The 12,447-nt window shown below is 61.4% G+C and carries 9 protein-coding genes, 1 pseudogene and 1 riboswitch; of the genes and pseudogenes, 3 read left to right on the forward strand and 7 right to left on the reverse strand.

Going from position 1 to position 12,447, the window contains the following annotated elements; all coding sequences use genetic code 11:
* Positions 1-176: 176 nt before the first annotated feature.
* From GIW28_RS11060 to GIW28_RS11080, 5 genes and pseudogenes are all read right to left on the reverse strand, one after another.
* Positions 177-368, reverse strand: a pseudogene (locus tag GIW28_RS11060) (histidinol phosphatase); the annotation flags it as partial.
* A gap of 373 nt (positions 369-741) precedes the next feature.
* A complete protein-coding gene (locus GIW28_RS11065; protein ID WP_236447842.1) occupies positions 742-1,506 on the reverse strand; it encodes an ABC transporter ATP-binding protein in 765 nt (254 codons plus the stop codon).
* Positions 1,503-2,507, reverse strand: coding sequence for a FecCD family ABC transporter permease (locus GIW28_RS11070; protein ID WP_099548990.1), 1,005 nt, complete (start codon positions 2,505-2,507; stop codon positions 1,503-1,505). The genes GIW28_RS11065 and GIW28_RS11070 overlap by 4 nt, the downstream gene beginning before the upstream one ends.
* A complete protein-coding gene (locus GIW28_RS11075; protein ID WP_099548991.1) occupies positions 2,504-3,514 on the reverse strand; it encodes an ABC transporter substrate-binding protein in 1,011 nt (336 codons plus the stop codon). The genes GIW28_RS11070 and GIW28_RS11075 overlap by 4 nt, the downstream gene beginning before the upstream one ends.
* Before the next feature lie 115 nt (positions 3,515-3,629).
* Positions 3,630-3,823, reverse strand: a riboswitch (cobalamin riboswitch).
* A 495-nt stretch (positions 3,824-4,318) separates the two neighbouring features.
* Positions 4,319-5,710 (reverse strand): aldehyde dehydrogenase family protein, encoded by a 1,392-nt coding sequence (locus tag GIW28_RS11080; protein WP_236459140.1) that lies wholly within the window; start codon positions 5,708-5,710, stop codon positions 4,319-4,321.
* Between the two features lie 190 nt (positions 5,711-5,900).
* Here GIW28_RS11080 and ptrR point away from each other — a divergent pair, with 190 nt between their 5' ends.
* A complete protein-coding gene (gene ptrR, locus GIW28_RS11085; RefSeq protein WP_017138723.1) occupies positions 5,901-6,773 on the forward strand; it encodes a putrescine utilization regulator PtrR in 873 nt (290 codons plus the stop codon).
* A 46-nt stretch (positions 6,774-6,819) separates the two neighbouring features.
* Here ptrR and GIW28_RS11090 read toward each other — a convergent pair whose 3' ends face one another.
* Positions 6,820-7,029 (reverse strand): hypothetical protein, encoded by a 210-nt coding sequence (locus GIW28_RS11090; RefSeq protein ID WP_017138724.1) that lies wholly within the window; start codon positions 7,027-7,029, stop codon positions 6,820-6,822.
* Between the two features lie 101 nt (positions 7,030-7,130).
* Positions 7,131-8,327 (reverse strand): amino acid aminotransferase, encoded by a 1,197-nt coding sequence (locus GIW28_RS11095; RefSeq protein ID WP_058420170.1) that lies wholly within the window; start codon positions 8,325-8,327, stop codon positions 7,131-7,133.
* A gap of 343 nt (positions 8,328-8,670) precedes the next feature.
* Here GIW28_RS11095 and uvrB point away from each other — a divergent pair, with 343 nt between their 5' ends.
* Together uvrB and gltX are read left to right on the forward strand one after the other, a co-directional pair.
* Positions 8,671-10,686, forward strand: coding sequence for an excinuclease ABC subunit UvrB (uvrB, locus tag GIW28_RS11100; protein ID WP_099548995.1), 2,016 nt, complete (start codon positions 8,671-8,673; stop codon positions 10,684-10,686).
* 190 nt (positions 10,687-10,876) lie between these two features.
* Positions 10,877-12,358 carry a glutamate--tRNA ligase gene (gene gltX, locus GIW28_RS11105; RefSeq protein WP_169988596.1) on the forward strand — a complete coding sequence of 494 codons (1,482 nt, stop codon included), beginning with the start codon at positions 10,877-10,879 and terminating at the stop codon, positions 12,356-12,358.
* Positions 12,359-12,447 lie beyond the last annotated feature (89 nt).

A 12,447-nucleotide genomic window follows, 5' to 3' on the forward strand; every position in this document is an offset into this window, starting at 1 on the left:
GGGGCTGCTTCGCAGCCCAACGCAGGACAAGCCTGCTCGCCACAGGAGAAATGGGATGCCTCTAAAAGTTGTGTAGATACCTATGCTGCGATAGCGGTGTGTCAGCCCCAGCTATGGCACTGATCCGCCGGCATCGCAGGCAAGCCAGCTCCCACCTTTGCGCGGTGTGCAGTCCATTAAATGGGGCGTAACCGCAGGATTTGCGCGCCGTCGAACGGGTCCGTGAGGTAATGCGCCTGCACCCCGAATGTTTCCTGTAGCCGCTGCGGCGTCAGCACCTCCAACGGCGTGCCCAATGCCACCAGGCAGCCGCGATCCAGTATCGCCAAACGATCACAGGTCAGCGCCTGGTTCAGGTCATGCGTGGCAGACGACACATATGCAGCGGGCTCTATAGATCAAGGTGGGAGCTGGCTTGCCTGCGATAGCCATAGGTGTCTACACAACGGTTAGAAGTCTGTCGCAAGTGGGCTGTTGTGGCGAGCAGGCTTGCCCTGCGTTGGGCTGCGAAGCGGCCCCAAACCCAGACGCTGAGTACTTTCAGGAAAATTGCAGTGCCTTTACTGGGGCTGCTTCGCAGCCCAACGCAGGACAAGCCTGCTCGCCACAGGAGAAATGGGATGCCTCTAAAAGTTGTGTAGATACCTATGCTGCGATAGCGGTGTGTCAGCCCCAGCTATGGCACTGATCCGTCGCCATCGCAGGCAAGCCAGCTCCCACCTTTGCGCGGTGTGCAGTCCATTAAATGGGGCGTAATCGCAGGATTTGCGCGCCGTCGAACGGGTCCGTGAGGTAATGCGCTTGTACCCCGAATGTTTCCTGTAACCGCTGCGGCGTCAGCACCTCCAACGGCGTGCCCAATGCCACCAGGCAGCCGTGATCCAGCACCGCCAAACGATCACAGGTCAGCGCCTGGTTCAGGTCATGCAGCGCAATCAGCGTGGTCACCGGCAGCGCCTGCACACCTTTCAAAATCGCCAGTTGATGTTGGATATCCAGGTGATTGGTCGGCTCATCCAGCAACAAGATCTGCGGTCGTTGCGCCAATGCGCGGGCGATGTGCACGCGTTGGCGCTCGCCGCCAGAGAGGCTGCGCCAGGCGCGTTGGCTCAGGTGGGTGGCATCGACGTCGTGCAGCGCCTGGCGCACGATGGCATCGTCTTCGGCAGACCACGGGCTCAGCGCCGACAGCCAGGGCGTGCGGCCCAGCGCCACGGCATCGAACACGCGGATGGCATCGTCGGTATCAGCCTGCTGCTCCACCACCGCCAGGTGTTGCGCAACAAGGCGGCGGGGCAGTTTGGTCAGGCGCTGGCCGCCCAGTGACACCTCGCCGGACGCAGGCACACGCAAACCGGCGAGCAATTTAAGCAGGGTGGATTTGCCCGAGCCGTTCGGCCCGACAATGCCCAAGGTTTCACCTGGCTGAACTTCAAGATCAATGTCGCGCAGCAAATGCGCTTCACGCACCTTGAAGCCCAGGCCGGTGCAACTGAGTACCGTCATCGCGCATTCCTCCGGCCAATCAGGATCAATGCAAAGACTGGCGCGCCGACCAAGGCAGTGACCACACCGACGGGAATCACCTGGCCTTTGATCAAGGTGCGCGACAGCACATCAGCAGCGATCAGAAACAACGCGCCACCCAGCGCACTGGCGGGCAGCAACCGCGAATGCCCGGTGCCTAGCAGCAGGCGCACGGCGTGGGGAATCACCAGCCCGACAAAACCGATGGAGCCGACAATCGACACCATCACCGCCGTCACCAGCGCCGCGCAACCGACAAGCACAAATTGCACACGGCGCACTGGAATACCCAACGAAGCCGCCGAGTCGGTGCCAAAGGTAAACGCATCCAGCGCACGCCGATGCCACAAGCACACCGCCAGGCCTGCGACCGCCACCGGCACCGCCAGCCACACCGACGGCCAGCGCACGCCGCTGAGGTTGCCCAGCAGCCAGAACATGATGCCGCGCGCCTGTTCGGAACTGGCGGACTTGGTGATCAGGAACGCGGTGAGGGCATTGAACAGCTGCGAACCGGCGATGCCGGCGAGGATGATCTGGCCGGTGCCGCTGGTTGAGCCGCTGGCCCGTGCCAATAGAATCACCAACGCAAACGCCGCCATCGCGCCGACAAACGCGCCCGCCGACAGCGAAATCAGCCCGCCGCCCACGCCCATCAATGCCACCAACACTGCACCGGTCGAGGCGCCCGCGCTGATGCCCAGCAGGTACGGATCGGCCAATGGGTTGCGCAGCAGCGACTGCAGGATCACCCCGCAGGTGGCCAGCCCGGCGCCACACGCGGCGGCAACCAGCGCCCGTGTCAGGCGGTAGTTCCACACCACGCCTTCATCGATCGGGTCGAGCACGTAACCGGCCGCCCAGAGTTTGTTGGCCAGCACCTGCAAGACCACTTGCGGTTCGATGGCGGTTTCGCCGATGGCGGTGCCGGCGAGCACGGCCATCAGCAACACGGCGAGGGCGAGTAGGGTTCGCATCATTTCGACAGGTCGTAGCCGTCGATGGCACCGGCCAGTTGTTCCAGGCCATCGAACATGCGCAGGCTGGCCTGCAACGCCAGGGCATCAATAATGAGGATGCGGTTGTTTTTCACCGCGTCCATGTTGCGGGTCACCGGGTCGCTGCGCAGGAAGGCGAGTTTCTTTTCATGGTCGTCGGCCGGGTAGCGACGGCGGTCCATGCGCGCGATCACCAGGAAGGTCGGGTTGGCCTTGGCGATGGTCTCCCAACCGACGGCGGGCCATTCTTCGTCGGACTGCACCACGTTGTGCAGGCCGAGGGTTTGCAGCATCAATTCGGGAATGCCCTTGTGGCCGGCCACATACGGGTCGGCGGCCATTTCGCTGCTGGAAAACCACACCAGTGCGCTGGCGTGCTTGAGGCCCTTACCTTGGGCGGTGGCGACCGACTTGGCCAGGCGGGCCTTGAGTTCGTCATTCAACTGTTGGCCGCGCGCTTGCACGTCGAAAATCTCAGCCAACTGGCTGATGCTTTTATAAATCGTGTCGATGCGAAACGGCTCCAGCCGCGTGCCATCGGCGCCCACCAGGTTGTCCTTGCTTTCGCAGTCGGAGGGCAGCACGTAGGTGGGAATCTTCAGTTCGTGGAATTGCTCGCGGGTACCGACCACGCCTTGCGGGCCGACCACCCATTCCAGCTCGGCGGCCACCAGTTGTGGGCGTTTGGCGATCACAGCTTCGAAGCTCGGCTCGTTGTCGGCCAGGCGCTCGATCTTGTCGTTTTGCGCTTTGAACTGCGGTAATACGCTGTTGAACCACAGCGAAGTGCCGACCACTTTGTCCGCTACGCCCAGAGCGTAGAGCATCTCGGTGGCGGCCTGGCCAATGGTCACGCTGCGTGCCGGGGCCTGTTGGAAGGTGACGCTGCTGCCGCAGTTTTCCACCGTGAGCGGGTAGTGAGTCGGCGTGGCGTGGGCCAGGGCACAAAAGCCCAGGCCGGTGATCAGGGCGCAAACGCGTAGCAGCATGGGGCAATCTCCGAGTGAACCGTACGGGAAACAGGGCAGGTACGGCTCGGAAACACACCTTTGAACGCTGCAGGTTTGCAGGGCGCGGATGTCCTTCCCGGACACCCCGCCGGTGAGTGATAACGCTGGGCCGGCAGGTCTCCTGACTGATGCGTCGTCGCCTCGCTCCGGCCTTCCCGGACGTGGTCCAGTGGCAATGGGGAGCAGGCTCGGCACCTACAGTTGCGGGGGCAGTTTCGATTGGCGCGATGGGCCGCGCTTCGAATTCCCTATTAGTCCCGTTTGGGAACCGGCGCGGTATGGTAGTCGATTGCGGGGTGCGGGGGGAATTGGCGCCATTCCTGCGAAGAATAAGAGCTATGCCTTGGGCCTGCCTACTGCTCGCCGGTTCAGTTGGGGACGCCTGCGCTTTTGAAGGCCTGGAGAAGGTGACCATGCCTACCAACCGAGTAACGCGCGAGCAAGTGCTGGAAGCGAGTAAAGGCAAGCTGCAAAAGCAGTGGGGAACGTGACGGTCGACTAATCGATAAGCACCGCAGATCAAAGGTGGGAGCTGGCTTGCCTGCGATGGCAGTGGGTCAGCCAAGGAGTTGTCACTGATGCACCGCTATCGCAGCATAGGTATCTACACAACTTTTTAAAGCAGCCTATTTCTCCTGAGGTGTCTGGGTTTGGGGCCGCTTCGCGGCCCAACGCAGGACAAGCCTGCTCGCCACAACAGCCCACTGGCCACTAACCGGTTGTGTAGATACCTATGGCTATCGCAGGCAAGCCAGCTCCCACAGTTGAAGGGTGTTGCCGGTTTTATTTGCGATCCAGCCACACGGTCTGTGCGTTGCAGAATTCACGCACACCAAAGTGAGACAATTCCCGCCCGAACCCACTCTTTTTCACGCCGCCAAACGCCACGCGTGGGTCTGACACGCTGAACGAGTTGACGAATACTGCGCCGGTTTCCAGTTGGTTGGTGAAATCCCGTGCCTTCGCCGAGTCGGTGGTGAAGACACTGGCGGTCAAGCCGAACTCGCTGTCGTTGGCCAGGGCCAAGGCGTGGTCAGCATCGCGGGCGGTGATGATCGAGGCCACGGGGCCGAACAGTTCCTGTTTGAACGAGGTCATCTGGTCGGTGACGTTGGCCAGTACGGTCGGCTCATAGTAGTTGCCGGCGCCGGGCACTTTATTGCCGCCCAGCAGCAGGGTCGCGCCTTCTTCCAGGGTGGCTTGGACTTGGCCATGCAGCTCGTCGCGCAGGTCGAAACGGGCCATCGGGCCGACGTAAGTGTGGGTCGAGGTCGGGTCGCCCATTACCAGCGCGCGGCTGGCCTGAAGGAATTTGGCTGTGAAAGCTTCCACCACACCTGCTTCGATGATCAGGCGCTTGGCGGCGGCGCAGACCTGGCCGCTGTTCTGGAAGCGCCCGATCACGGCGGCCTGCACGGCGGCATCAAGGTCGGCGTCGTTAAGCACGATAAACGGGTCGGAGCCGCCCAATTCCAGCACGCATTTTTTCAGCGCTGCACCGGCTTGGGAGCCGATGGCGATACCGGCGCGCACGCTGCCAGTGAGGGTGACGGCGGCGATGCGTGGGTCGGCGATGGCCTTGGATACGCCGTCGTTGGTCACGTTGACCACTTCAAAAATACCTTCGGCAAAACCGGCTTTCTGGAACGCCTGCTGGATCAGGTAGGCGCTGCCCATCACATTCGGCGCGTGTTTGAGCACGTAGGTGTTACCGGCCAGCAAGGTCGGCACGGCGCCGCGCAGTACTTGCCACACCGGGAAGTTCCACGGCATGACGGCGAAGATCAGGCCCAGCGGACGATATTCGATCTGCGCGCTGCCGTTGTCCACCAGGGTCGGTTCCGATGCGAGCATGGCTGGGCCTTGGGCGGCGTACCACTCGCTGAGCTGTGCACATTTTTCGATTTCGGCGCGGGCCTGGGCGATGGGTTTGCCCATTTCCAGGGTGATCATCTGGGCCATGTCTTCGGCTTGCTCGCGCAATGCACCGGCCAGGGCCAGCAGCAGTTCAGCGCGTTGGCTCACCGGCTGGCGGCGCCAGCTGCGGAAAGCGTCAGTGGCGCGGTCTAGGGCGGCGTCCAGTTGCGCCGCGGTTTCGTAGGGGTAGCTGGCGACCATTTCGCCATTGGCGGGGTTGATCGACAAGGCGTGGGTCTGGTGAGTAATAGCGTTCATGGCACCGTCCGGCTGAATGAGTGGAATGGGGTTAGCCTACGGGGATGCATGTTTTCTGGAAACTGAATAATATTAAGTGATACGTTCTCGAATTGAGAATGGACGTTGGATTTTGGACGCGGAGCGTCCTTGGCGGCATTCCCGCGCAGAGCGTGGGAACGATCACATACGTTCACGATTGGAGAATGACTTGGATCTGGTGCAGCTGGAAATCTTCAAGGCCGTTGCCGAGCAAGGCAGCATCAGCGCCGCCGCGCAGTTGATTCATCGCGTGCCGTCGAACTTGACCACACGCATCAAGCAACTGGAGCAGGATTTGGGCGTGGAGTTGTTTATCCGTGAGAAAAGCCGCCTGCGCCTGTCGCCAGCCGGCTGGAATTTCCTCGGTTATGCGCGGCGCATTCTTGATTTGGTGCAGGAGGCCCGCGCAACCGTGGCCGGGGAGGAGCCTCAGGGCGCGTTTGCGCTTGGCTCGCTGGAGAGTACGGCGGCTGTACGCATTCCGGCGCTATTGGCGGCGTATAACCAGAAACACACCAAGGTCGAGCTGGACCTGAGCACCGGGCCGTCGGGCACGATGATCGAGGGCGTGTTGTCGGGGCGCCTGGCGGCGGCGTTTGTCGATGGGCCGGTGCTGCATGCCACGCTGGAGGGCGTGGCGGTGTTTGAGGAGGAGATGGTGGTGATTGCGCCGCTGCACCATGCGCCGATCACGCGGGGCCAGGATGTGGCGGGGGAGAGCATCTACACCTTTCGTTCGAACTGCTCGTATCGCCATCACTTCGAACGCTGGTTTTCACAGGATGGCGCGGTGCCGGGCAAGATCTTCGAAATGGAGTCCTATCACGGCATGCTCGCCTGCGTCAGCGCCGGGGCCGGCCTGGCGCTGATGCCGCGCAGTATGCTGGAGAGCATGCCGGGGTTTACGACGGTGAGTGTGTGGCCGTTGACCGACGCGTTTCGCCTGCTCAATACCTGGCTGATCTGGCGCCGAGGCACGGTGTCGCAGAGTTTGAACAGCTTTGTGAAGTTGCTGGAGGAACGCGGCCTGGTAGCCACTTAGATCTCATGTGGGAGCTGGCAAGCCAGCTCCCATCTGTTGATCTGTGTCAGCCGCCAAATTGCAGGGTGCCCATGGCCAGCTTGGCCATTATCGCCGTGGCGCCCAACTGCACCAGCCACAAGGCCAACCCACCCAGGAACACGCCCAGCGCCACTTGCAGCACCAGACTTTTCTGGCGCTTGGCTTGCGGCGCGCGCGGGGTGTAGTCATGCAGTTCGTCGCGGTCGGCGCGCAGGTCCAGGTCGTCGTTTCTCATAGGGCTCTCACAGCAAAGGGGCGATCAGGGTTCAGTCTAGTGGGTTCGCCAATAAAAAGGGGGAAGCCATCGGCTTCCCCCTTCGTACGACGCTGGCAGGTTTATAGAACCTGAACAATCGCTTTTGTTACCGCACCAATGTTCGACTGGTTCAACGCGGCCACGCAGATACGGCCGGTGTCGAGCGCGTAGATGCCAAACTCGGTGCGCAGGCGGGTGACTTGCTCAACGGTCAGGCCGGAGTAGGAGAACATCCCACGCTGGCGGCCGACGAAGCTGAAGTCGTGGCCCGGTGCAGCCTTGGCCAGTTCGGCGACCATCTGCTCGCGCATGCCGCGGATGCGCAGGCGCATCTCGGCCAGTTCCGCTTCCCATTGGGCGCGCAGCTCAGGGTTGTTCAGCACGGCCGCCACGATCGCCGCGCCGTGGGTCGGCGGGTTGGAGTAGTTGGTGCGGATAACGCGTTTGACCTGGGACAGGATGCGCGCGCTTTCTTCCTTGGATTCGCTGACGATCGACAGCGCGCCCACGCGTTCGCCGTACAGCGAGAACGACTTGGAGAACGAGCTGGAGACAAAGAAGGTCAGGCCCGATTCAGCAAACAGGCGCACAGCAGCGGCGTCTTCGTGGATGCCGTCGCCAAAGCCCTGGTAGGCCATGTCGAGGAACGGCACCAGGTTCTTGGCCTTGATGACCTCCAGCACGTTTTGCCAGTCGGCCGGGCTCAGGTCAACGCCGGTCGGGTTGTGGCAGCAGGCGTGCAGCACCACGATGGACTGTGGCGGCAGGGCGTTGAGGTCTTCGAGCAGGCCGGCACGGTTGACGTCGTGGGTGGCGGCGTCGTAGTAGCGGTAGGTCTGCACCGGGAAGCCGGCTTTTTCGAACAGGGCCTGGTGGTTTTCCCAGCTCGGGTCGCTGATAGCGACGACGGCGTTGGGCAGCAGTTGCTTAAGGAAGTCCGCGCCGATTTTAAGCGCGCCGGTGCCGCCGACCGCTTGGGCGGTGATCACACGGCCGGCGCTCAGCAGTGGCGACTCAGCGCCGAACAGCAGCTTTTGCACGGCCTGGTCGTACGCCACGATACCGTCGATCGGCAGGTAGCCACGGGCGGCGTGTTGCGCCACGCGAATGGCTTCCGCTTCGGCAACGGCACGCAAGAGTGGAATCTTCCCCTCCTCGTTGCAGTAAACGCCCACGCCAAGGTTGACCTTGGTGGTTCGTGTATCGGCGTTAAATGCTTCGTTGAGGCCCAGGATTGGATCGCGTGGTGCCATTTCGACAGCGGAGAACAGGCTCATTTTTGCGGCAGCTCTATGGGGGAATGGAGGGACGTGTCGCGCTCCAGCCGAATGCACTAGAGCGGTGCACAAACGGGGAGCTAGTATAGAGGCCATCCAGGCTCAGGGCGACAACCGAAACGGCTTTTAAGCCAAGTTTTTCGGTTTATTTGCCCACCGTTAGTCTTATTGCAATATTGATCAGCGACGGCAGGTAGGACGATTGCCTTGAAACCCGTCACATTCGCCACCACTTCTACAGCTATCATGGTTTTTTCCTGCAACCTGCGAAGACTATTCGCGGGTTGCTGAGCTATTTCGTCCCTGGCGGTTTCGAGTCTGGGGTGACTTCACGAGGTACGTTATGTCGGATTTCCAGCTCGTCACCCGTTTTGAACCCGCCGGCGACCAGCCCGAAGCCATTCGCCAGATGGTCGAAGGCATCGAAGCCGGCCTTGCGCACCAGACGCTGCTCGGGGTGACCGGTTCAGGCAAGACCTTCAGCATCGCCAACGTGATCGCGCAGATCAACCGCCCGACTCTGGTGCTGGCGCCGAACAAAACCCTGGCCGCGCAGTTGTACGGTGAGTTCAAGGCGTTCTTTCCGAACAACGCGGTGGAGTACTTCGTCTCCTACTACGACTACTACCAGCCCGAAGCCTATGTGCCGTCGTCCGACACCTTTATCGAGAAGGATGCGTCGATCAACGACCATATCGAGCAGATGCGGTTGTCGGCGACCAAGGCGTTGCTGGAGCGCAAGGACGCAATCATCGTCACCACGGTGTCGTGCATCTACGGCCTGGGCAGCCCGGAAACCTATTTGAAAATGGTGCTGCACGTCGATCGCGGCGACAAACTCGACCAGCGCGAACTGCTGCGCCGCCTGACAAGCCTTCAGTACACCCGCAACGACATGGATTTTGCCCGTGCCACCTTCCGTGTGCGTGGCGATGTGATCGACATTTACCCGGCCGAATCCGACCTGGAAGCGATCCGCATTGAGCTGTTCGACGATGAAGTCGAGAGCCTGTCGGCCTTCGACCCGTTGACCGGCGAGGTGATCCGCAAACTGCCGCGCTTCACCTTCTATCCGAAAAGCCACTACGTGACGCCGCGTGAAACCCTGATGGGGGCGATCGAAGGCATCAAGGCCGAACTGGTAGAGCGTCTGGAATACCTGCGCGCCAACAACAAGCTGGTGGAAGCCCAGCGCCTGGAGCAGCGCACCCGCTTCGATTTGGAGATGATCCTGGAGCTGGGCTACTGCAACGGCATCGAAAACTACTCGCGCTACCTGTCGGGGCGCGAAGCCGGCGCCGCGCCGCCGACGCTCTATGATTATTTGCCCGACGACGCGCTGCTGGTGATCGACGAATCCCACGTCAGCGTGCCGCAGGTCGGCGCCATGTATAAGGGCGACCGTTCGCGTAAAGAGACGTTGGTGGAATACGGCTTCCGTCTGCCATCGGCACTGGATAACCGGCCGATGCGTTTTGACGAGTGGGAGGCCATCAGCCCGCAGACCATCTTCGTGTCTGCAACCCCAGGCAACTATGAAGCCGAACATGCCGGCCGTGTGATTGAGCAGTTGGTGCGGCCGACCGGGCTGGTGGACCCGCAGATTGAAATCCGCCCGGCGCTGACCCAGGTCGATGATTTGCTCTCGGAAATCACCAAGCGCGTGGCCTTGGAAGAGCGCGTGCTGGTCACCACGCTGACCAAGCGCATGTCCGAAGACTTGACCGATTACCTGGCCGACCACGGCGTTCGCGTGCGTTATTTGCACTCGGACATCGACACCGTGGAGCGTGTAGAGATCATCCGCGACCTGCGCCTGGGTGTGTTTGATGTGCTGGTGGGCATCAACTTGCTGCGCGAAGGCCTGGACATGCCGGAGGTTTCGCTGGTGGCGATTCTGGATGCGGACAAGGAAGGCTTCCTGCGTTCCGAGCGCTCGTTGATCCAGACCATTGGCCGTGCCGCGCGTAACCTCAATGGTCGCGCGATTCTGTACGCGGATCGCATCACCGGCTCCATGGAACGGGCGATTGGCGAGACTGAGCGCCGTCGTGACAAGCAGATTGCGTTTAACCTGGAGCATGGCATCACCCCCAAAGGGGTGTTCAAGGACGTTGCCGACATCATGGAAGGCGCCACCGTGCCGGGCTCGCGCAGCAAGAAGCGCAAGGGCATGGCCAAGGCGGCCGAGGAGAGCGCCAAGTACGAGAACGAACTGCGCTCGCCGAGTGAGATCACCAAGCGGATTCGGCAGTTGGAAGAGAAGATGTACCAGTTGGCGCGCGATCTTGAGTTTGAGGCGGCGGCGCAGACGCGCGATGAGATTGGCAAGTTGCGTGAGCGCCTGTTGGCTGTTTGATTTTTCGCTGGCCGGTCTGGCCTCATCGCGGGCAAGCCCGGCTCCCACAGTTGATGTGTGAACACAGTCAAAATGTGGGAGCTGGCTTGCCTGCGATAGCGGCACCGCGGTCTGCCAGAACCCCCCATGCTGGTGTTACCATTCGCCCCTTGTTTCAATTTTCAGTTTTATCGCCCATTCGAGACCTGCCATGACCACCGTCCGCACGCGCATTGCGCCATCGCCTACTGGGGATCCCCACGTCGGTACTGCCTACATCGCCCTGTTCAACTACTGCTTTGCCAAGCAGCACGGCGGTGAATTCATCCTGCGGATCGAAGACACCGACCAGGTGCGCTCCACCCGTGAGTCGGAGCAGCAGATTTTCGATGCCTTGCGCTGGTTGGGCATTACCTGGGCTGAAGGCCCGGACGTCGGCGGCCCGCACGGCCCGTATCGTCAGAGCGAGCGCAGCGACATCTACAAGCAGTACACCCAGCAACTGGTCGACATGGGCCATGCCTTCCCGTGCTTCTGCACCGCCGAAGAACTCGACCAGATGCGCGCCGAGCAACAGGCCCGTGGCGAAACCCCGCGTTACGACGGCCGCGCGTTGCTGCTGTCCAAGGAAGAAGTGGCCCGGCGCCTGGCCGCCGGCGAGCCGCACGTGATCCGCATGAAAGTGCCGAGCGAAGGCGTGTGCGTGGTGCCGGACATGCTGCGCGGTGATGTCGAGATCCCGTGGGACCGCATGGACATGCAGGTGCTGATGAAGACCGACGGCCTGCCGACGTACTTCCTGGCCAACGTGGTCGACGACCACCTGATGGGCATCACCCACGTGCTGCGCGGCGAAGAATGGCTGCCGTCTGCGCCCAAACTGATTCTGCTGTACGAGTATTTCGGTTGGGAGCAACCGCAGCTGTGCTACATGCCGCTGCTGCGTAACCCGGACAAGAGCAAGTTGTCCAAGCGCAAGAACCCGACCTCCGTCACGTTCTATGAGCGCATGGGCTTTATGCCTGAGGCGATGCTCAACTACCTGGGCCGCATGGGCTGGTCGATGCCGGATGAGCGCGAGAAGTTCTCGTTGCAGGAAATGGTCGACCACTTCGACCTGTCGCGCGTTTCCCTCGGCGGGCCGATCTTCGATATCGAGAAGCTGTCGTGGCTCAACGGCCAGTGGCTGCGTGATTTGCCGGTGGAAGAGTTTGCCAGCCGTGTGCAGCAGTGGGCGCTGAACCCCGAGTACATGATGAAGATCGCGCCGCTGGTGCAGGGCAGGGTAGAGACGTTCAGTCAGGTCGCACCGCTGGCCAGCTTCTTCTTCGCCGGTGGCGTGAACCCGGACGCCAAGCTGTTTGAGTCCAAGAAGCTCTCCGGTGATCAGGTTCGCCAGTTGATGCAGTTGATCCTGTGGAAGCTCGAAAGCCTGCGTCAGTGGGAGAAAGAGGCGATCACCGCGACAATCCAGGCAGTGGTGGAATCGTTGGAATTGAAATTGCGCGATGCCATGCCGCTGATGTTTGCCGCGATCACCGGGCAGGCCAGTTCGGTGTCGGTGCTCGATGCGATGGAAATTCTCGGCCCGGACCTTACGCGTTTCCGTCTGCGCCAAGCCCTTGATTTGCTTGGGGGTGTGTCGAAGAAAGAAAACAAAGAGTGGGAAAAGCTGCTGGGCGCTATCGCTTAAGCAGGCTGTTGTTACGACGAAACCCCGGTTTTCCGGGGTTTCGCCGGTAAGTGATTGTTATCCCGGCAAAAAAGTTTGGAAATTGTTGA

It is taken from the genome of Pseudomonas sp. PA-5-4B, assembly GCF_021606215.1.
Lineage (GTDB): Bacteria > Pseudomonadota > Gammaproteobacteria > Pseudomonadales > Pseudomonadaceae > Aquipseudomonas > Aquipseudomonas edaphica.

What these genes read in the sequence shown, in the direction of transcription:
- GIW28_RS11080 (WP_236459140.1), bottom strand. Translation starts at nt 5,710, where the DNA reads ATGAACGCTATTACTCACCAGACCCACGCCTTGTCGATCAACCCCGCC.
- GIW28_RS11070 (WP_099548990.1), bottom strand. Translation starts at nt 2,507, where the DNA reads ATGATGCGAACCCTACTCGCCCTCGCCGTGTTGCTGATGGCCGTGCTC.
- gltX (WP_169988596.1), top strand. Translation starts at nt 10,877, where the DNA reads ATGACCACCGTCCGCACGCGCATTGCGCCATCGCCTACTGGGGATCCC.
- GIW28_RS11065 (WP_236447842.1), bottom strand. Translation starts at nt 1,506, where the DNA reads ATGACGGTACTCAGTTGCACCGGCCTGGGCTTCAAGGTGCGTGAAGCG.
- GIW28_RS11090 (WP_017138724.1), bottom strand. Translation starts at nt 7,029, where the DNA reads ATGAGAAACGACGACCTGGACCTGCGCGCCGACCGCGACGAACTGCAT.
- GIW28_RS11095 (WP_058420170.1), bottom strand. Translation starts at nt 8,327, where the DNA reads ATGAGCCTGTTCTCCGCTGTCGAAATGGCACCACGCGATCCAATCCTG.
- GIW28_RS11075 (WP_099548991.1), bottom strand. Translation starts at nt 3,514, where the DNA reads ATGCTGCTACGCGTTTGCGCCCTGATCACCGGCCTGGGCTTTTGTGCC.
- uvrB (WP_099548995.1), top strand. Translation starts at nt 8,671, where the DNA reads ATGTCGGATTTCCAGCTCGTCACCCGTTTTGAACCCGCCGGCGACCAG.